The sequence below is a fragment of the Promicromonospora iranensis genome, assembly GCF_028994775.1.
GTDB classification, from domain to species: Bacteria; Actinomycetota; Actinomycetes; order Actinomycetales; family Cellulomonadaceae; genus Promicromonospora; species Promicromonospora iranensis_A.
The window spans coordinates 154,036-172,997 of sequence record NZ_JAJQMN010000011.1 but is presented as its reverse complement, the minus strand read 5'-3'; the positions used below and the strand labels follow the sequence as shown (position 1 = coordinate 172,997).

The 18,962-nt window shown below is 71.1% G+C and carries 16 protein-coding genes and 1 riboswitch; of the genes, 9 read left to right on the top strand and 7 right to left on the bottom strand.

Annotation, left to right across the window (positions count from 1 at the left end):
• Positions 1 to 37 precede the first annotated feature (37 nt).
• Both rocD and LUU90_RS20580 read left to right on the top strand, forming a co-directional pair.
• Complete coding sequence (gene rocD / locus LUU90_RS20585) at positions 38 to 1,603, top strand: ornithine--oxo-acid transaminase (RefSeq protein ID WP_342470857.1); 1,566 nt, start codon at positions 38 to 40, stop codon at positions 1,601 to 1,603.
• A gap of 16 nt (positions 1,604 to 1,619) precedes the next feature.
• Positions 1,620 to 2,897 (top strand): aminotransferase class I/II-fold pyridoxal phosphate-dependent enzyme, encoded by a 1,278-nt coding sequence (locus LUU90_RS20580; RefSeq protein WP_275005757.1) that lies wholly within the window; start codon positions 1,620 to 1,622, stop codon positions 2,895 to 2,897.
• 104 nt (positions 2,898 to 3,001) lie between these two features.
• On the opposite strand, the gene LUU90_RS20575 is transcribed toward LUU90_RS20580, so the two are convergent.
• The 3 genes from LUU90_RS20575 to LUU90_RS20565 form a co-directional block, all read right to left on the bottom strand.
• Entirely contained in the window at positions 3,002 to 3,964 is a 963-nt protein-coding gene (locus LUU90_RS20575) for a universal stress protein (RefSeq protein ID WP_275005756.1), read from the bottom strand.
• Positions 3,965 to 4,126: 162 nt separating this feature from the next.
• Entirely contained in the window at positions 4,127 to 4,894 is a 768-nt protein-coding gene (locus LUU90_RS20570; protein WP_275005755.1) for a C40 family peptidase, read from the bottom strand.
• Between the two features lie 50 nt (positions 4,895 to 4,944).
• A riboswitch (cyclic di-AMP (ydaO/yuaA leader) is annotated at positions 4,945 to 5,118 on the bottom strand.
• A 202-nt stretch (positions 5,119 to 5,320) separates the two neighbouring features.
• Complete coding sequence (locus LUU90_RS20565) at positions 5,321 to 6,037, bottom strand: metal-dependent transcriptional regulator (RefSeq protein ID WP_275005754.1); 717 nt, start codon at positions 6,035 to 6,037, stop codon at positions 5,321 to 5,323.
• A gap of 83 nt (positions 6,038 to 6,120) precedes the next feature.
• Here LUU90_RS20565 and serC point away from each other — a divergent pair, with 83 nt between their 5' ends.
• The 5 genes from serC to LUU90_RS20540 all read left to right on the top strand — a co-directional run bounded on the left by serC (position 6,121) and on the right by LUU90_RS20540 (position 11,365).
• Positions 6,121 to 7,230: a phosphoserine transaminase gene (serC, locus tag LUU90_RS20560; RefSeq protein WP_275005753.1), complete on the top strand. Its 1,110-nt coding sequence runs from the start codon at positions 6,121 to 6,123 to the stop codon at positions 7,228 to 7,230.
• A 119-nt stretch (positions 7,231 to 7,349) separates the two neighbouring features.
• Complete coding sequence (locus LUU90_RS20555; RefSeq protein WP_275005752.1) at positions 7,350 to 8,201, top strand: MHYT domain-containing protein; 852 nt, start codon at positions 7,350 to 7,352, stop codon at positions 8,199 to 8,201.
• A 175-nt stretch (positions 8,202 to 8,376) separates the two neighbouring features.
• A complete protein-coding gene (locus tag LUU90_RS20550) occupies positions 8,377 to 8,820 on the top strand; it encodes a MarR family winged helix-turn-helix transcriptional regulator (RefSeq protein ID WP_275005751.1) in 444 nt (147 codons plus the stop codon).
• Positions 8,817 to 10,121 (top strand): MFS transporter, encoded by a 1,305-nt coding sequence (locus LUU90_RS20545; protein ID WP_275005750.1) that lies wholly within the window; start codon positions 8,817 to 8,819, stop codon positions 10,119 to 10,121. Before LUU90_RS20550 ends, LUU90_RS20545 begins: the two co-directional genes overlap by 4 nt.
• A 224-nt stretch (positions 10,122 to 10,345) precedes the next feature.
• The gene (locus tag LUU90_RS20540) at positions 10,346 to 11,365 is read left to right on the top strand and encodes a hypothetical protein (RefSeq protein ID WP_275005749.1); all 1,020 of its coding nucleotides are present in this window, start codon (positions 10,346 to 10,348) and stop codon (positions 11,363 to 11,365) included.
• 98 nt (positions 11,366 to 11,463) lie between these two features.
• Here LUU90_RS20540 and LUU90_RS20535 read toward each other — a convergent pair whose 3' ends face one another.
• The 4 genes from LUU90_RS20535 to LUU90_RS20520 all read right to left on the bottom strand — a co-directional run bounded on the left by LUU90_RS20535 (position 11,464) and on the right by LUU90_RS20520 (position 16,746).
• Positions 11,464 to 12,927, bottom strand: coding sequence for an NCS2 family permease (locus LUU90_RS20535; protein ID WP_275005748.1), 1,464 nt, complete (start codon positions 12,925 to 12,927; stop codon positions 11,464 to 11,466).
• A 19-nt stretch (positions 12,928 to 12,946) separates the two neighbouring features.
• Entirely contained in the window at positions 12,947 to 15,037 is a 2,091-nt protein-coding gene (locus LUU90_RS20530) for an acyltransferase family protein (protein ID WP_275005747.1), read from the bottom strand.
• Between the two features lie 184 nt (positions 15,038 to 15,221).
• Positions 15,222 to 15,770, bottom strand: a complete 549-nt coding sequence (locus LUU90_RS20525; protein ID WP_275005746.1) for a CAP domain-containing protein — start codon at positions 15,768 to 15,770, stop codon at positions 15,222 to 15,224.
• Positions 15,771 to 15,891: 121 nt separating this feature from the next.
• Positions 15,892 to 16,746 carry a CAP domain-containing protein gene (locus LUU90_RS20520; RefSeq protein WP_275005745.1) on the bottom strand — a complete coding sequence of 285 codons (855 nt, stop codon included), beginning with the start codon at positions 16,744 to 16,746 and terminating at the stop codon, positions 15,892 to 15,894.
• Between the two features lie 212 nt (positions 16,747 to 16,958).
• Here LUU90_RS20520 and LUU90_RS20515 point away from each other — a divergent pair, with 212 nt between their 5' ends.
• Together LUU90_RS20515 and LUU90_RS20510 are read left to right on the top strand one after the other, a co-directional pair.
• Positions 16,959 to 17,915 carry a sulfotransferase family protein gene (locus LUU90_RS20515; protein ID WP_275005744.1) on the top strand — a complete coding sequence of 319 codons (957 nt, stop codon included), beginning with the start codon at positions 16,959 to 16,961 and terminating at the stop codon, positions 17,913 to 17,915.
• Complete coding sequence (locus LUU90_RS20510) at positions 17,912 to 18,865, top strand: hypothetical protein (protein WP_275005743.1); 954 nt, start codon at positions 17,912 to 17,914, stop codon at positions 18,863 to 18,865. Before LUU90_RS20515 ends, LUU90_RS20510 begins: the two co-directional genes overlap by 4 nt.
• Positions 18,866 to 18,962: the final 97 nt, after the last annotated feature.

The following is an 18,962-nucleotide window of genomic DNA, read 5'->3' as shown; positions in this document are numbered from 1 at the left end:
TCGGCGGGATTCCGGGTCCCGCTCTAGGCTGCGGGGCATGGCGGACACGACGCGCGGCGCACTCGCCCCGACGTACCACCCACTGCCGATCACGATCGCGCGGGCTCACGGTACGCATGTGTGGGACACGGACGGCAATGAGTTCCTCGACTTCCTGTCGGGGTACTCGGCCCTGAACTTCGGGCACCTGCACCAAGGCCTGGTCGCTGCTGCGATGACGCAGCTGCGCCAGGTCACGCTCACGTCCCGTGCGTTCGACCATGACCGGCTGGAGGAGTTCGCGCAGCGGCTCGTCGAAGTGGTGGGGCCGCTGACCACCGGTGGTGAGGACAGCCTCGTGGTGCCGATGAACACCGGCGCGGAAGCCGTGGAGACCGCTATCAAGGCGGTCCGCAAGTGGGGCTACGACGAGCGTGGCGTACCCGAGGACCAGGCGACGGTCATCGTCGCCACCGGCAACTTCCACGGCCGCACCACCACGCTCGCCGGCCTCTCGGACAACCCGACCACGCGGGACGGGTTCGGACCCTTCGCGCCGGGTTTCCGGCCTGTCCCGTTCGGCGACCTGGACGCGGTGGCCGACGCCGTGGACGACACCACCGTGGCCGTCCTCATGGAGCCGGTGCAGGGCGAGGCCGGGGTCGTTGTACCGCCGGAGGAGTTCTGGCCGGGCCTGCGCGAGCTCACCACCACGCAGGACATCGCCCTGGTCGCCGACGAGATCCAGTCGGGGCTCGGTCGCACCGGCACCACCCTCGCCTGCGAGCTCTGGGACGTACGGCCCGACCTGGTCTGTCTGGGCAAGGCGCTCGGCGGCGGGATCGTGCCGGTCTCCGCGGTGGTCGGCAAGCCGGAGATCCTCGGTGTCCTGACCGCCGGCACACACGGTTCGACGTTCGGCGGCAACCCGCTGGCGTGCGCGGTCGGCATCGCGGCGCTCGACCTGCTCTCGACGGGGCAGTACCAGGCCCGGGCCGCGGCGTCGGGCAGGGTGCTCGCGGAACGGCTCGACGCACTCGTCGAACGGGGTCTGCTCACCGAGGCCCGCACGATCGGGCTGTGGGCCGGCATCGACCTGGACCCCGCGCTCGGCACCGGGCGCGAGCTCTGCGAGGCGCTGCTGGAGCGCGGGGTGCTCGCCAAGGACGCGCGCGCCGAGACGATCCGGCTCTCGCCACCGCTGTCGATCGTCCAGCCCGAGCTGGAGATGGCGCTGGACATCCTCGAGGAGTCGCTGGTCGCGCTCCGTGGCGAGCACTCCGCCGCCGCTGCGAACGAGGCCGCGAGCGGGACGGCCGTCGGCACCACGGGTGAGATATCGGATGCGACGTCAGCCGGAACGCCGACCGAGGAGGAGGCGAATTCCCTCGGCAGCGCGACGGATGGAGCCGACGACGGCGCCGACGACGCGGCGGCGTACCCGGCACCCGGCGAAGCCACCGGCGATGACCTGGGCGAAGACCTCAGCGCCGCCGCCGACGCCGAGCCGGCCACGGCATCGGACCCCGAGCCCGGTGCCGAACCAGGCACCGAGGACGCCGGCGCCGAGCCGCCCGTGGCGGGCGAGAACGAGCGCTCCGAACTGTCACCGACCGCCGGCTGAGCGTAGGCTCCCGGGGGTGACCACTACGACGTCGTCCCACACCACCGCAACGCTCCCGGCCCTCCACGAGCTGCAGCAGGCCTATGCCGAGCTTCAGGCCAAGGGGCTGAAGCTCGACCTGACGCGCGGCAAGCCCTCGGCCGAGCAGCTCGATCTCGCGGAGCCCATGCTGGCCCTGCCCGGAGTCGGCGTCCACACCGACGACACGGGCACCGACGCGCGCAACTACGGCGGGCTGGACGGCGGGCCGGCGATCCGGCGCATCTTCGCCGAGCTGCTCGATCTGCCGGTCGAGCAGCTCCTCGCAGGTGGCAACGCGTCGCTCACGCTCATGCACGACGTCGTCGCGTTCGCCGAGCTGTTCGGCTTCCCCGAGTCGCCGAAGCCGTGGGCGCGCGAGGAGAAGGTGCGCTGGATCTGCCCCGTGCCGGGCTACGACCGCCACTTCACGATCTGCGAGTCCCTCGGCATCGAGATGGTCCCGGTCCCGATGACACCGGACGGCCCGGACGCCGGGGCCGTGGCCGAGCTCGTCGCATCGGACCCCACCATCAAGGGCATGTGGGTCGTCCCCACCTACTCGAACCCGGACGGCGCGGTGATCACCGACGACGTCGCCCGTGCGCTGGTCGCGATGCCCACCGCGGCACCGGACTTCCGCATCATGTGGGACAACGCGTATGCGGTGCACCACCTGACGGACGACGAGGTGACCAGCCCGAACGCCATCGCCCTCGCGGCCGAGGCCGGCAACCCCGACCGGGTGATCCTGTTCGCCTCGACGTCCAAGGTCACCTTCGCGGGCTCGGGCGTCGCGTTCCTCGGCAGCTCACCCGCCAACATCGCCTGGTACAAGAAGCACCTGTCGGTGGCGTCCATCGGCCCGGACAAGATCAACCACCTGCGGCACGCGATGTTCTTCGGTTCCGCCGACGGTGTGCGCGAGCACATGCGCAAGCACCGCGCCATCCTGGCGCCCAAGTTCGAGGCAGTGGTGCAGGTCCTGACCGAGCGCCTGGGCGGGTACGGCGTCGCGTCGTGGAACGAGCCCAAGGGCGGCTACTTCGTGTCGCTCGACGTGACGCCGGGCACCGCTTCGCGAGTGGTCCAGCTGGCCAAGGAGGCGGGCATCGCCCTCACGCCGGCCGGTGCCACGTTCCCCTACGGCAAGGACCCCGAGAACAAGAACGTCCGGCTCGCGCCCTCGATGCCCCCGCTGGACGAGGTGCGCACGGCGATGGACGGCGTCGCGACCTGCGTGCTGCTCGCGGCGGCCGAGGCCGCTGCGGGGTAGGCCCGCTCTCGCTGGTCGAGCTTGTCGGGACGGGTCTCGACAGGCTCGACCAGCGGCGGAACACGCTCGGCCGGCGGTGGGTACGCTCGACCGGCGGCGGGACCTCAGTCCGTGCAGTGCTTGTTGACCACGAGCACCGGGCACGCCGAGTGGTGGAGCACCGCCTGGCTCGTGGAGCCCAGCAGCAGCCCACGGAAACCGCCCCGGCCGCGCGACCCCAGGACCACCAGGTCCGACGCCGTCGAGAACTCCGTCAGCAGCTCCGCGCCGGTACCGTCCAGCACGATCCGCCGGATCCGCAGGCCGGGGTTCTCCGCCTCGTACCGGTCGACCAGGACGTCCATGCCGGCACCGATGTCGGCGAGCACCTGCTCGCGGTCGATGTTGGACGGCAACCATGCCAGCATCCCCGCGTTTCCCACGGGCACGCCGGTGACGGCGGTCAGCTCCGCGCCCCACGCGTTGGCCTGCAGGATCGCGTGCTGCAGCGCCCGCTCGGCCTGCGGGGATCCGTCCACGCCGACGACTATGCGGCGCACCTCGCGGATCTCCGCCGCCCCGGGCGCCACCGCGCTCGTCTCGGTGTCCGCACCGGAGCCCGGCGTGTTCCAGGCGACGCCCCGGTTCGCCTCGGCGCGCAGCGGGACCACGACGACCGGGCACCGCGCGTGCGCGGGCAGCGCGGATGACACGGTGCCCAGCAGCCGCTCCGTGAACCCACCCTTGCCGCGCGTCCCGACGACCGCCAGCCCGTAGTCGCCCGACAGTTCCACGAGCACGCCCGCGGCATCACCGGTGGCGACCTCTGTGGTGGCGCGGACGCCGGCGTCGGCCACCCGGGCCTCCGCCTCGGCGAGGACCGACTTGGCACCTTCTTGAATCGTGGTGTCGTCGAGGGCGGCGTACCCGCCGTCGAGCGACGCCGCGGTGAACGACGGCAGTGAGTAGCTGCACACGATGTGCAGCGCCCAGCCCACGCGATGCGCATAGGCGGTAGCCCAGTCCAGCGCGTGCAGACTCGCGGCCGATCCGTCCACTCCGACCAGTACGACCTCGGATCGCGTCATCGCCAGCCCTTTCTTCGGCAGTGCATCATTGCACTCCAACGCTACCGGCGGCGCGCCTGTTATGGGTAACCAGTGGCAAAACGACTGCAGAAAGACGGCAAAGCAGAGCGCCTGCCCGGTGCCCGGGCAGGCGCTCTGCTGTGTGATCCTGCGTGGGCCTGATCAGCCCATACGGATGAAGGTGGGGTTCGACTGCCAGATGGTGCGGAAGTCGACGACGGTGCCCGGCTTGGACGCGTCGATCATGGTGTTGCCACCGGCGTAGATCGAGACGTGCCCGGGGGTCCACATCAGGTCGCCCGGCTGCGCCTCGGAGGCCGGCACCTGGGTGCCGTAACCCGGCTGCGACGACGACGAGTGCGGCAGGTCGATACCGAGCTGGCCGTAGACGTACGCGGTGAACCCGGAGCAGTCGAAACCGCTCGGCGAGGATCCGCCGGAGACGTACGGCACGCCGACGTAGCGGCTCGCGATCGAGATCACGGAGTTGCCGATCGCCGACGCGGGGACGTCGACGGAGGTGGCGGTGGAGGTAGAGGTGGCGGAGACGGTGCTGGCAGCGGCCTCGGCGGCCTCAGCAGCCTCGGCGGCGGCGGCATCGGCTGCTTCCGCGGCCTCGGCGGCGGCGAGCTCTGCCTGGTAGTCCTCGTTCTCGGCGGCGGAGACCACGGAGACCGCGGACTTCTCCACGTTGAGCTCTGCGTCGGGGGCGACCGAGACGACCGGCGCGTTGGACAGCGCCTCGCGGGCCTGCGTCGTCAGCGCGTTCAGGTCGACCGAGTTCATCTTCGCGTGCCCGGTCTCGACCGGGGCGGCCTGTGCGGCCATCGCGCCGCCGAAGGTCGAGACAAGAAGCGCGCCACCGGCAGCGGCGACCGCGGTGCGGCGTCCGACCGCGGCGTTCTGGGCAAATTCGGTGAGCGGAGTCACTGGTCGTCGCGCAGCCCGATGGCGAGCGCGGGTCGTACGTGCAGTCACGTAGTACCTCTCCTTGTACGCCTTCGAGGTCAGCTGTCGGGTTCGGGTGGGAGAAATCACCCGGCCGTCCATCCCGAAGGATGACCCGGCTTCACCCCGAGGACGCGCCCTGGCGCCCATTGGTGGGTCCCCCGCCTCTGTCATGCGGTCGTCTGGGACCTCGGCCGGTGACAGAGTTCGGCGTCCGTCCGAGGACCCCCACGAATAGCTCCGTGGGAGCGGTCTGAACGTACCGGACCTCTCCGCCGATGTCACGTTCCGGCAACGAATGCCATGACGTGTCGCATCTGCGGCTTCACCTTTCCGGCAAACCGGACATCGTACTGGGCATAGAAGCGGACGTATCAGGGCATCGCGGGACCGCCGCGACCCGCGTACTCAGGCCGTCGCGACGAAGAGGTGACGCGCCAGGTCCTCACCGAGCTCGAGCGCGGTGCCCGAGCCGTCGACGGTCACCGTGTAGGTCCCGTCGCTGTGCTCGGCGGTGATCCGGGAGCCGGGCACCAGGCCGGCGTCGGACAGGCGGGCGAGCAGCTCGATGTCCGTCTGCAGCGGCTCCGCGATGCGGGTGAGCGACGCCGCGAGCGGCTCGCCCTTGACGCCCTTCTTCGCCGCCGCCTCGAACGCCGCGGGCAGCGAGATCACGCCGGTCAGGAACGGCACGTCCGTGTAGGCCTCGCCGAGCTCCGACAGGCCGGGGATCGGGTTGCCGTAGGGGTCGTGGTGCGGGTGGTCGAGCAGGCCCACCAGTCGCTTCTCGACGAGGTCGCTCATCACGTGCTCCCAGCGACAGGCCTCGACGTGCACGTGCTCCCAGTCGAGCTTGATGACGTCGGTCAGCAGCCGCTCCGCGAGCCGGTGCTTGCGCATGACGCGCATCGCCTTGTCGTGGCCCAGCTCGGTGAGCTCGAGGTGTCGGTCGCCCGTCACGATCACCAGCCCGTCGCGCTCCATGCGAGCGACGGTCTGCGACACCGTCGGGCCGGAATGCCCCAGACGTTCCGCGATGCGCGCGCGCAGGGGCGTGATGCCCTCCTCGTGGAGCTCGTAGATCGTCTTGAGGTACATCTCGGTGGTGTCGATCAGATCCGTCACGTCAGCTCCCGTCATGCGCGCAGCCGCCCAGTCGCCCTGGACACGTGCGGCCCGGGCGTCGGCCCAGGTTCTAGTCTAGTTCTGTGCCACTGACAATCCCGCCACACCTGCTGCCCACCGACGGTCGTTTCGGCTCCGGCCCCTCCAAGGTGCGCCCGGCACAGGTCGATCATCTCGTGGCGAACGCGCACGTGCTCGGTACGTCACACCGGCGGGCACCGGTGAAAGACCTGGTGCACCGCATCCGTGAGGGTGTCACGGAGCTGCTCGGTGCGCCCGACGGGTACGAGGTGGCACTGGGCAACGGCGGCTCCACCGCGTTCTGGGACGTCGCCACGCTGTGCCTCGTGGAACGCAAGGCGCAGCACGCGGCGTTCGGCGAGTTCGGCGGCAAGTTCGCCACCGCGACGTCGCGCGCCCCGTTCCTCGAGCCCTCCCAGGTGATCTCGGCGGAGCCCGGCGCCGTCGCCTATCTCGAGGCCGCCGCCGACGTGGACACCTACGCCACCCCGCACAACGAGACCTCCACGGGTGCGATGGCCCCGGTGCTGCGCCCGGCGGGAGACGAAGGCGCCGTCGTGCTCACGGACGCGACGTCCGGGGCCGGTGCCCTTCCCGTCGACCTCAGCCAGACCGACGCCTACTACTTCGCCCCGCAGAAGGCCTTCGCTGCCGACGGCGGCCTGTGGCTCGCCGTCCTCTCCCCCGCCGCCGTGGAGCGTGCGGCGCGGGTCGAGGGCTCGGGTCGCTGGGTGCCGGAGTTCCTGTCGCTCACGACGGCGATCGGGAACTCGCGCCAGGACCAGACGCTCAACACCCCCGCCGTCGCGACGCTCCTGCTCCTCGCCGACCAGGTGGAGTGGCTGATCGCCCAGGGCGGGCTCGAGTGGTCGGCGAAGCGCTGCGCGACGTCCGCCGAGATCCTCTACTCCTGGGCCGCGTCCCGGGACTGGGCGACACCGTTCGTCGCACGGCCCGAGGAGCGGTCCACGGTGGTCGGCACCATCGACCTGGCCGAGGAGATCGACGCCGGCCGCGTGATCGCGGAACTGAGCGCCAACGGCGTCCAGGACGTCTTCGCGTACCGGAAGCTCGGGCGCAACCAGATCCGCGTCGGTATGTTTCCCTCGGTGGACCCCGACGACGTCGCGGCGCTCACCGCCTGTGTCGACTACGTGGTCGAAACGGCCTGACCAGCACGATCACGTCCGCAATATCCCTTGGACGGCGAGTTCAGCCTATTGTCCGAGCCGGGGGGACTCTGTAACGTTTCGGCAACCTAGGGAACCATTCGAGGGGCTGTTCTTACACCATGCCAGTGATCGACCACTTCACATTCGGGATCGTGACGCCGTTGCTGGCGTACGCGATCTCGTGCACCGGCGCAGCGACGGGCCTCGCATGCACGTCTCGGGCCCGAGCAGCCTCGGGCGGCACGCGCGCGGCGTGGCTCGTCTTCGGCGCCATTGCCCTCGGCGGTACCGGCATCTGGGTGATGCACTTCGTCGCCATGCTGGGTTTCTCCGCTTCCGGCGTGAACATCAGGTACGACGTTCCCCAGACCCTCCTCAGCGCGGCGATCGCCATCGTCGTGGTGGGTGCGGGCCTCTTCATCACTGAGCTGGGCAAGCGGAAGCTGCCCGCGATGCTCGTCGGCGGTGCCCTCGCGGGCGCCGGCGTCGCGGCCATGCACTACATGGGCATGGAAGCGATGAAGATGTCGGCGGAGGTCGTCTACAACCCTGTCTACGTCATCGCCTCGGTGGTCATCGCCATCGTCGCGGCCACCGCCGCACTGTGGTGCACCGTGCACATCCGCGGAACTCTCGCCACGATCGTGGCCACGCTGGTGATGGGGCTTGCCGTGACCGGCATGCACTACACGGGCATGGCCGGGGTCTCCGTGACCAACCCGGTCAACAACGTCCCCGCCGGCGCCTCGACGATGCAGCTGCTCGTGCCGCTCGTCATGGCGGTCAGCGTGGTGACCTTCCTGCTCATCCTCGGCATCGGCCTCTGGCCCACCGAGGACGAGCTGCGCACCCAGGCCGAGTTCGAGAACCGGCTCAAGGCGCACAGCGAGCAGGGCCAGCGCTTCGAGAACGTCCAGCAGGACCTGCAGCCGGGTCCCGCGCAGTTCGCGCAGTCACACCGCGCGCTCTGACGCCCGGCAGCAGCAGCCACGGAGCGCCCGGCCCCCCTCGTGGGGTCGGGCGCTTCGGCGTTTCCGGGACGGCCGGCCGCGCGCCTCCGACGTCGCTCCCTGAGCGGTGCCCTCTTCCGCCTGGTGTGACCGCACCCACGTACCGTTAGCAAGGCTAATGACCTAGAATGGTGCGGTGTCGAGCTCCCGCAGATCCAGCCGAAGCCCGGCCACCGTCGGCGGCGACCTCCGTGTCGCCCTGACCCGGGTCTCCCGCCGTCTGCGTGCCGAGCGCGGCGAGGCCGACCTCCCCGAGGGCCAGTTCGGGATCTTGACGGTGCTGCACAAGCACGGCGAGATGTCCCCCGGTTCCCTCGCCGAGCACGAGCGCGTCCGGCCGCCATCGATGACCCGAGCCGTGAACACCCTCACGGAGCTCGGCCTCGTCGAGAAGGTGGAGCACGCGACGGACCGCCGCCAGGTGGTCGTCCGGCTCACCGCGGCCGGCGCGCGCGAGGTCGCCGAGACCCGGCGTCGCCGCGACGCCTGGCTCACCAAACAGCTGTCCACCCTGACCGGAGAGGAGAGAGAGATCCTTGCAGGAGCCAGCGAGCTCCTCATCAGGATCGCCGCTCGATGAGCGCAACTTTCGCCAGCCTGAAGTACCGCAACTACCGCCTCTGGTTCGCCAGCGCTCTCGTCGCCAACATCGGCACCTGGATGCAGCGCGTGGCGCAGGACTGGGTCGTGCTGACCCTCCTGACCAACAACTCCGGCGTCGCCGTCGGTATCGTCACCGCACTTCAGTTCATCCCCCACATCTTCCTGTCCGCATGGGCAGGCCTTCTCGCTGACCGCGTCGACCGCCGCAAGCTCCTGATGATCACGCAGGGCGGCATGGGCGTGCTGGGCCTCGGGCTCGGTGTGCTGGTGCTGTCCGGCGCGGCCGAGCTGTGGCACGTCTACGTGTTCGCGACCCTGCTGGGCATCGTGAGCGCGATCGACGGCCCCGTGCGCCAGACCTTCGTCGCCCAGCTGGTCCCGACCACACGGCTGGCGAACGCCGTCGGGCTCAACTCGACGAACTTCAACGCCGCGCGGCTCATCGGGCCGGGTGTCGCGGGTCTGCTGATCGCCGCCGTCGGCACCGGATGGGTGTTCATCATCAACGGCATCGCGTTCGGTGCCGTCATCATCTCGCTCTCCCGAATGCGCGACCTGCATGCCCTGCCCATCGCCTCGCGCGCCAAGGGGCAGATCCGCGAGGGCCTCGCCTATATCCGTGGCCGCAGCGACATCGTCGTGATCATGGTCGTGATGGGCGTGGTCTCGACGTTCGGCCTGAACTTCCAGCTGACGTCGGCCATGATGGCGCGCGTCGAGTTCGGCCGGGGCGCGAGCGAGTACGGCATCCTCGGGTCGGTCCTGGCGATCGGCTCGCTCGCCGGAGCGCTCATGGCCGCCCGGCGGGAACGACCGCGTGTCCGCCTCGTGCTGGGCGCGGCGTTCGCGTTCGCGATCGCCATGGGGATCCAGGCGGTCATGCCGACCTACCTCGGCTACCTGCTGATGTGCATCCCCGTCGGCTTCGCGTCCCTGACCATGCTGACCTCGGCCAACGCCGCGATCCAGCTGTCGGTGCCCTCGGAGCTGCGCGGTCGGGTCATGTCGATCTACGTGCTGGTGGTGCTCGGCACCACGCCGCTCGGGTCCCCGGTGGTGGGCTGGGTCGGCGAGGCGTTCGGGCCGCGGTACGCCGTGCTGATCGGTGCTGTCGCGACCCTGCTGGTGGCCCTGGCCGCGACCGTGTGGGCGTACCGGACGTGGCACGTGCGTGTGCGCGCCCGGCTCTCTCGCTCGCACCGCATCCCCCGCCCGTACCTCCAGGTGACCTACCCGGACCTGGAGCCGGAACCCAAGAGCCAGACCCTGGCGGCCTAGCGCCCGAAGCCCCCGGGCCGCGCACCGCGCCGCGCACCGCGCCGCGTACCCAGCGATTGGGCCCGAACTCGTACTGGGTTCGGGCCCAATCGCTGGGCAGAAGCGCACTTCCCGATTGCACACGAGCGGCTTGAGCGCGACCACAGGGGAGGTCGACCGGGAGTTGTGCACAGGTGGTCGGCGGCGCGCTGAAACACCGAGTCCCGCGCTGGTGAAGTGGTCCCATGCCGAAGACCTTCACGATCCCCCCGGCGGCGAGGCCGCTCCTCCGACGACAGGCCGGGCTCCTGTCCACGCACCAGTGCGAGGAGCTCGGTATCGGGCGAGAGGTTCGGCGGCGGATGGTCCGGCACCGTCGGTGGACCAGTCCTGCGCGCAGCGTCTATGACACCGATCCCGTGCCGCTCCCCAGCCGGGTCAGGGACGACTGGTTCGACCACTCTGCGAGGTGGCGCACCTGGTTCGCTCTGCTGGTGCACGGACCGGACACCATAGCGACCGGCGGCTGCGCACTCGTGCTGCACGGTGTGTCCGGGCTACCCCGCGACTTCCCGCTCGAGGTGGCGCGTCAGGACGGCTCGCCCCGGCATCGCCGGCACGGCGTCGCCGTCGTCGACTACCGGCCCTTTCCCACGCTGTCGATCAATGACCGTCTGGTCGCCCGTATTGACCATGCCGCGGCGCAAGCGATCGTCAAGCTTCCGCGCCAGAACGCTCTCGCCGTGCTCGACGACCTCGCGAGACGGCACGGCTTCGGCCCGATCGAGCTCTCCGCACTCCATGACCTGGCCCGACGACGACACGGCGCCGCCCGGCTCCATGAGCTGTTCGACCTCGTCGTCACGCGTTCGGAGTCACCCGCAGAGTCGTTCGCCCGGTTGTCGTGCCATGACAACGGGGTGCCCCCGGACGACATCCAGGCCCTCATCGTCATGGACGCCAAGGCCGTGGCACGCGTCGACTTCATCTGGCGGCTGCCCGACGGGCGGTGGCTCGTCGTCGAGATCGACGGCGTCGGTCCGCACAGCTCACCGCAGGCACTTGTCCGTGATGCTCCCCGACAGAACAGGCTTCTGTCGTCCGGGCAGGTGATCATGCTGCGCTTCGCGCCCGCCGACAACGACAAGCCGGGCGGTGTCGGCGCGGAGATCGCCAAGGTGCTGGCGGCGCACCAGTGGCAGCCGGGACAGTACACCGGCCAGGGCGCCCGCATCACGCTCACCCGGTCGACGTCTCCCCAGTGATGTCGACGTCTACCCGTCTACCCAGCGATTGGGCCCGAACTCACGCCGAGTTCGGGCCCAATCGCTGGGTACGCCGCGCCGCACCGGGTGGGGGCGGGCTAGATGCCTACCGCCGAGCGGATCGGGCCCAGCAGGAAGTAGACGACGAACAGCGCCGCCGCCACCCACAGCAGCGGGTGCACCCTGCCGGCCTTGCCCACGGCGACCTTGAGCAGCACGTACGAGATCACGCCGGCCCCGATGCCCACGGTGATCGAGTACGCGAACGGCATGAGCACCATCGTGAGGAACGCCGGGATGCCGACCTCGAGGTCCTCCCAGTTGATGCCCGTGACCTGGACGACCATGAGGAACCCGACCACCACGAGCGCGGGGGTCGCGGCCTCGTGCGGGACCACCTCGACGAGCGGCGACAGGAAGGTGGCCAGGAGGAACGCGATACCGGTCGTGACGGCGGCGAGGCCCGTCCGGGCGCCGTCGCCCACACCGGACGCCGACTCGACGTACGCGGTGTTCGAGGAGACCGATCCGGCACCGCCAGACACGGCGGCCAGCGAGTCGACCACGAGGATGCGGGTGGTGCGCGGCGGGTTGCCCTTCTCGTCGAGCAGCCCGGCCTCGCCGCCGATCGCGACCATCGTGCCCATCGTGTCGAAGAAGTCGGCGATCAGCAGCGTGAAGACCAGCAGGATCACCGCCACGACGCCGATCTTCTCGATCGAGCCGAACAGCGAGAACTGGCCGATCAGCGAGAAGTCGGGCAGCGCGACCAGGGAGTCCGGCAGGGCCGGGACGTTGAGCGCCCAGCCGCCGGGGTTCTCGTCGGTACGGTCGCCGATGTTGCCGACCGCCTCGATGATCAGCGCCAGCACCGTCGACGCGATGATCGCGATGAGGATGCCGCCCCGCACCTTGCGCACCATCAGCACGGCGGCGAGCAGCAGCCCGAACGCGAAGACCAGCAGCGGCCACGCACCGACCGACCCACCCATGCCGAGCTCGGTCGGCGTCGTCAGGGCTGCGGGGATGCGCACGAAGCCGGCGTCGAACACGCCGATGAACGCGATGAACAGGCCGATGCCCACGCTGATCGCGATCTTGAGCTCGCGCGGCACGGCCCGGAACACGGCTTCCCGGAAGCCGGTGACCACCAGGATCAGGATGACCAGGCCCTCCAGCACGACGATGCCCATCGCGTCGGCCCAGGTCATGCCGGGCAGCGCGGCGACCGAGAAGGCCACGACGGCGTTCAGGCCCAGCCCTGCCGCGAGCGCCATCGGGAAGTTCGCGACGACGCCCATGAGGATCGACATGATGCCGGCCACGAGCGCGGTCGCCGCGGCGATCGCCGCGAGGTCGCCTTCGCTGGAGCCGCCCCCGAGGTACTGGCCGGTCCCGTCGGCCACGTTGCCCAGGATGAGCGGGTTCAGCACGACGATGTAGCTCATCGTGAAGAAGGTGACGAGCCCGCCGCGTACCTCCGTCCACACCGTGGAGCCGCGTTCGCTGATCTTGAAGAACCGGTCGACGGCGCCTCGCGCCTGGGCCTGGTCGTGAGCCATGGTCCGATGTTGCCCTTCGTTACCCGACGGTGCTTGACGATGTGCCGCGGACGGCGCTCTGGAGCATCTGCTCCACGGACCGCACGCGGGTCAGCACGTAGTCGACGCTGAGATGGTGATAGTCCCGGTAGACGGGGTGGTCGATGTCGCCGACATGGCAGGTGTTCGCGTCGCACGTCTCCGACCAGACCCCGTCCCAGGTGGGAACACCGTACTTCGTCCAGACGCGTGCGCTGATCCCGGGCAGGTCCCCGTTGGAGCTGTCGGCTTCCGCGCGCGGCATGCTGCAGTCGCCGAGACCGGGCAGGGGCCGGGTGAGGCACTCGAGCGGGTCGACGTCGATCCGGGGGTTGTCCTTGACCGCCACCACATCGGGTGTGACGGCCGTGAGGTGCGCGAACAGCTTGTCGTTCGCGCTCTCCCAGGTGCTGCTCACCTCGTCGCCGGTCACCCGGGTGCCGTCGGCGTGCAGCATGCGGTCGGCATAGATCTGCGCCTGGCTGACGACGACGGCGTCGGGCCGCAGCTCGTCGACGATCCGCAGGGACTCGCTCTGGAAGTCGGCGCACGACCCGCGTTCGGAGGGCTGCTCGACGTCGACCTGGGCGGCGGGGCAGCCGTGCCGCCAGCGGACGGCGAGGCGCAGCCCCGCGTCGGTCGCCGCGGCGTCGAACGCTGGGATCCAGTGCATGGCGTGCGAGTCGCCGAGGAGCAGCACGGTGGTGGTGGCGGAGACGTCGCCGAGGAGGCACACGTCGACGCCCGATGCCGTCTCGGCGGTCTCGGCGCACCCGTACGGCTTGGGCTCGGCGCCGGCCTCGACGGCTGTCGCGTACGGCTCCTGGTCCAGCACGGCCCCGGTCGCGGCCCGGGTGCCGACGGTCAGGGTGCCGACGGCCAGCCCGATGGCGAGGGTGACCACGGCGGTGCGGCGCCACGACCGCAGGGCCCCGCTGAACCGGATCGGGTTCTCGACCCAGCGGTAGGTGGCGACGGCGGCGCCGAGGGCCGCGAGCGTGGCGAGCACCTTGATCCAGATCGCGTCGTCCTGCACCGCTGCCGTGGTGAGCACCACGAACGGCCAGTGCCAGAGGTACCAGGAGTAGGAGACGTCACCGATCCGCTGCAGGACGGGCAGGTCGAGCACCCGGTCGACCCAGGTGCCCGCCGCGGGGACGCTGCCGGCGGCGAGCACCAGCAGCGCTCCGCCCACGGGCAGCAGGGCGACGGTGCCGGGGAACGGGTCGGTCTCACGCACGAACGCGAAGGAGAGCGCCAGCAGCACGAACCCCGCGGTGCCCAGCAGCGCACGGAGCAGGCGGGGCCGCAGGCGGGACACCTCGGCGAGCCGGTTCCAGGGCAGGGTCGCGACGAGGGCGGCGCCCGCGAACTCCCAGGCGCGGGTCGGCAGCACGTAGAAGGCCCAGTCGGGGGCGGTCGCCGTCAGCCGGACCGAGGTCGCGAGCGACACGACGAACGTCGCGGCGAACAGGACCTGCAGCATGCGCCGAGCCGGCACGCGGGTGCGCCGCCCCACCACGACCGCCAGCAGGATGAGCAGCGGCCAGAAGATGTAGAACTGCTCCTCGATGCCGAGCGACCAGGTGTGCAGGTAGGGGCTCGGGGTGACGGAGTCGGAGAAGTAGTCCTGGCCCTGGTAGGGGAACAGCAGGTTGGAGACGAACAGCATGGCCGACGCGCCGTGCCAGGCGAGGCGCCCCCAGACCAGCGGTGACAGGACCAGGACGCTCGCGAGCAGCGTGACCGTCACGACGAGCGCGAGCGCCGGCACGAGGCGCCGCATGCGGCGGGTCCAGAACTCGACGAGGTCGACGCTCCCGGAACGGTCCACCTCCCGCAGCAGCAGCGAGCTGATGAGGTAGCCGGAGATCACGTAGAAGACGTCGACACCGGTGAACCCGCCGGGGATCGCGATCCCGGCGTGAAAGACGACGACGGCGAGCACGGCCACCGCGCGGAGCCCGTTGATGTCGGTGCGGAACGCGTGGCCGGCACCCGGGGCACCTGGAGCCGTGACGGTCCCGGGTCCGCGCGGCTCCGGAGACGGTCCGGTGGTTCGGTCGACGGCGGTCGTCGTCGCCTGCGCCATTTTTCTCCTGCGGTCGTTCCGGACGGGTGCGCGGCTCACACGATAACGGGCGTATCAGGTCACGTTGACCGGGTATGGAGGAGGGTGTGGGGAGAGTCGACTCCGCTGCTGTCGGTCGAGCCTGCGGTTCCGCTCCAGGCGCGCGCCTCGTTCCCCGGCCCCCACCCTGCGCTGCGCCTCCGCCTCAACCGAGGAACACGTGGGAGCACGTCAGCACAGGTGCCGCGGCGGTGCCGCCGTCGCGCACGCACCCGATCGCGCCGCGCAGCAGGTCGGCGTTCACGAGGTTGTCCCGGTGCGAGGGCGAGTCGAGCCAGGCCTGCACGACGTCCTGGGGCGGGCGGGCGGTGCGGCTGAGGTTCTCCGCGGCGAGCGTGCCGCCCGGGCAGCTCCGCTTCACGGGTGGCAGCGGGGCGTGCGTCAGCTGCTGCGCGCCGACCAGTGCCCCCGCCCGATCGACGGCGACGGTCACGAGGCAGTCGTCGTGCTCCAGCTCCGGCACGTCCCGCTGGGCACGGGCGGCGTTCACGCCGTCCTCCAGGGCCGCCGCGTACTGCTCCGGGTCGGTGAGGTCCACGCTGTCGGACGGCGTCCAGGTCGCCTCGGGCGCCGGCGTCGCCTCGCGCGTCGCCTCGGGTCCGCGCGGACCGGCGTCCCGTCCGGCCGAGCAGGCGGTGAGCAGCACAGCAGCGATCAGGACCGGGATCGCGAGACGGGTCGGGGCGCGGAGCACGACGTCGATTCGACACCGCGCACCCGGGGCCCACAACCGGAGGCGCCACGCCGCGTGCAGGTACGGGTGCGGGGGCGGGCGCGGGTGCGGGTGCGGTCACCGCCTCACGACGCGCGGGGGCTCAGCCCAGGAACACGTGGGCGCAGATCATGACGGGCGCGGCGGGGTCCCCGCCGTCCGGCACGCAGGCGACGGCGCCCCGGGTCAGGCCGCCGTTCAGGATGTTGGCGCGGTGCCCCTCGGAGTCCATCCAGCCCTGTGCCGCCTCTGCCGGCGACCAGCCGCCCTTGGCCAGGTTCTCCGCGACCGCCGAGGTGGGGCAGGTCTGGAAGATCGGGTCGAGCGGTGCGTGCGCCAGCTCCCGCCCGATCAGGGCCTGGGCGCGTTCGAGCGCCACGTCGTAGGCGCAGGTGTCGTGGGCCAGGGCGGGCAGACCGTTGGCCGCCCGATGGTCGTTGACCGCGTCCTCGAGGGCCGCGGCGTACTGCACGGAGTCGGCAAGGTCCGGCTCGCCGCCGCCGTCGGCCCCTCCCCCGCCGGACCCGCCACCGGGCTGCCCGCCGGACCCGCCATCGGCCTCGCCGGGGTCTCCCGCGTCTCCCGACGCACCGGGTCCCGCGCCGTCGCCCGCCCCGGGCACCGGCCTGCGCTCCGCGTTGCGCGACGCCGAGCCGCTCGGCGCCGGCTGCACGTCCACCGCCGCGGCCTCCTGGTCGTGCTTTCCCTGGATGGCGCCCACCGAGGTGGGTCGTGGGGCGGGCGCCAGCTCGACGGGCACCGCCTCGGCCACGAGCCCCGGGGCTATCCCGGGCGCGGGCATCGGCTCGGCGCCAGGAGCGAGCAGGCCCGCGCACGCCGTCAGGCAGGCGGCCACGCCGACCGCGAGGAGGGCGCGGGCGACCGCCCCGCGCAGGGCAGGCCCTGGCCGGGCCGCGGACGACGTCGTACTGCGCGCTGGGGACACAAGTCGGGACATTACCGGCGATCGGGATGATAGGGAACGCCCACTGTCGGCCGCCCTCTTCGCGTCCCGCGCGCGTCACAGAACGCCGCACCGACGAGAGTGAGCGGCGATGATCGGCAAGAAGGGAAAATCACCGGGCGATTCAGGTCGCACGCGGTACATTCATCGCATATTTTTGCGGGGCGCTCGCGCACATTTCCCAGCCCACAAGCCGAGGTTCCCCGATGTCCGGAACAAGCACCACCAGCACGCCCTGGAACGACTACCGGATCACCTTTGTCGGCGGCCTGCACCGCAGCGGGACCGCCCTGGTGGCCGGCATCATCGACGCCAGCCCGGAGACGTCCGCGCTGGCCAGGGCCGGTGCGATGCCGGGTAATGGTCGCCACATCCAGGACATATATCGCGGCGATCAGGGAAATGCGACGGAATGGTCGTTTCATCCGCAGGCACACCTGACCGAAGAGCACGCGCGAAAGGTGCCGGAGGCGGGCACCCGGCTCTGGGAGAGCTGGTCACCGCACTGGGATCTGGACCGCCCGGTACTGGTCAACACGTCGTCGTCCCACCTGACGACGATGCGTTATCTGCAGGAGGTCTTCCCGAAGTCCCGCTTCGTCGTGGTGACCCGGCACCCGATCGTGCAGGCACTGGCCGTGCGCAAGGAGGCTGCCCGTACCCGTGGGCGGTTCACGTACGGCTTCCCGCGGCTCGTCGAGCACTGGGTGCACGCGCACGACGTCCTTGCGGAGGATGCGCTGCACATCGAGAACCTGCTGGTCCTGCGGTACGAGCACCTCGTGCGCACGCCCGCCCGGCAGCTCGACCGGGTCGCACGGTTCCTGGGCATCGAGCTGGACGTCGACGCCGCGGACGCCGTCGACGCCGGACGCAGCAACCGCTACGCCGAGCTGTGGGCGACCGGTGGCCGTCGGCAGCTCGCCGGCCGCGTCCGGGGCCACCTCGCGCACCTCGGGTCACGCCGGGGCACACGTCGTGCCGACCTGCTCCGGGACGTCACCGACGCCGCGCTCCTCCCCCGCTACCGCAGCGTGGTCGGTGAACATCTCGGCGACCGGATCCGCGCGCACGGTTACGACGTGGACGTCCTCGACGACGCGGCTCCATGGGCGCCGGTGGTGCACACCACCCCGGCACCGCAGACGGCCGACGCACGATGAGCGGGCCGGCTCACGTCGTCCACGTCACCGGCTCCGGGCGCAGCGATGCGAGCATGCTGGCCGGTGTGCTGCGAGAGTTCCGGCTGCACGTCCCGGAGCCCGGTCCGGACGGGACCAGCTCCCCAGGACCGTCCGGGCCCCGATGGATGGTGGACCTGCACGACTCCCTGCTGCGCTCGGCCGGGGTGCGGGCGACCGACGCGCGCCCCATCGCCTGGCACCTCGTCGACCGGGCGGCCGCAGAGGGGGGCGCGCTCCGCCAGGTCCAGCCCTGGCTGGCCGCGCAGATCACGGAGCACGGCGACCTCCTCGTCCAGGAACCGCGGCTGCCCTGGTTCCTCGAGCTCTGGCAGCGGGCCGCCACCGCTTCCGGCGCGTCGGCGTCGAGCATCACGGTGCTGCGCGCCCCGCTCGAGGTCGTGGGCGCCGACATCACTGACGACAAGGCCCGCGGGCCCGTGGATCGCGTGGCCGGATGGATCAACCTGATGCTCGGGACGGAGCTCGCGACCCGGGCGACGCCACGGGCCTTCGTACGCCACCGCGACCTGATCCACGACTGGGACGAGCCGGTGTTCGAGGCCGCCGCCGTCCTGGGCCTGGCGATGGTCGACCCGCACGACGCGGACGCCGTGGCACGGGTGGACGCGCTGATCGACCCGACGCCGCACCACGCCGCTCTCACCTGGGACGACGTGGCCGTCCCCGCGCCGCTCCGTGCGCTGGCCGACGACACGTGGGCCGCACTCGATGCCCTTCCCGGGCACGACGACGCCGGGACCCGCGCCGAGTTCGACCGGCTCCGGGCGCTCTACCCGTACGTCCACCGACGGATCGAGGCTTCGCTCGCCCGCCGGATCGCACAGCTCACGCCCGTGGAGGTGGTCCCGTCCGCCGTCCGGCAGAGCGTCGCGGGCATGTTCCGGCGTCCGCGAGGTGCGGCGGGCTGACTCCGCTCAGCGCGGATTTCACATGGCGCTCAGCTGACCCCTACCACCCGGTCGCCGCGTGGCTGACGCCGTGATTTCCTGGTGCTCGACTCCCGAA

Coding starts and splice junctions, on each gene's coding strand:
- LUU90_RS20515 (WP_275005744.1), top strand. CDS start 16,959: ATGTCCGGAACAAGCACCACCAGCACGCCCTGGAACGACTACCGGATC.
- LUU90_RS20530 (WP_275005747.1), bottom strand. CDS start 15,037: ATGGCGCAGGCGACGACGACCGCCGTCGACCGAACCACCGGACCGTCT.
- LUU90_RS20510 (WP_275005743.1), top strand. CDS start 17,912: ATGAGCGGGCCGGCTCACGTCGTCCACGTCACCGGCTCCGGGCGCAGC.
- LUU90_RS20535 (WP_275005748.1), bottom strand. CDS start 12,927: ATGGCTCACGACCAGGCCCAGGCGCGAGGCGCCGTCGACCGGTTCTTC.
- LUU90_RS20575 (WP_275005756.1), bottom strand. CDS start 3,964: ATGACGCGATCCGAGGTCGTACTGGTCGGAGTGGACGGATCGGCCGCG.
- LUU90_RS20545 (WP_275005750.1), top strand. CDS start 8,817: ATGAGCGCAACTTTCGCCAGCCTGAAGTACCGCAACTACCGCCTCTGG.
- LUU90_RS20555 (WP_275005752.1), top strand. CDS start 7,350: ATGCCAGTGATCGACCACTTCACATTCGGGATCGTGACGCCGTTGCTG.
- LUU90_RS20520 (WP_275005745.1), bottom strand. CDS start 16,746: ATGTCCCGACTTGTGTCCCCAGCGCGCAGTACGACGTCGTCCGCGGCC.
- rocD (WP_342470857.1), top strand. CDS start 38: ATGGCGGACACGACGCGCGGCGCACTCGCCCCGACGTACCACCCACTG.
- LUU90_RS20540 (WP_275005749.1), top strand. CDS start 10,346: ATGCCGAAGACCTTCACGATCCCCCCGGCGGCGAGGCCGCTCCTCCGA.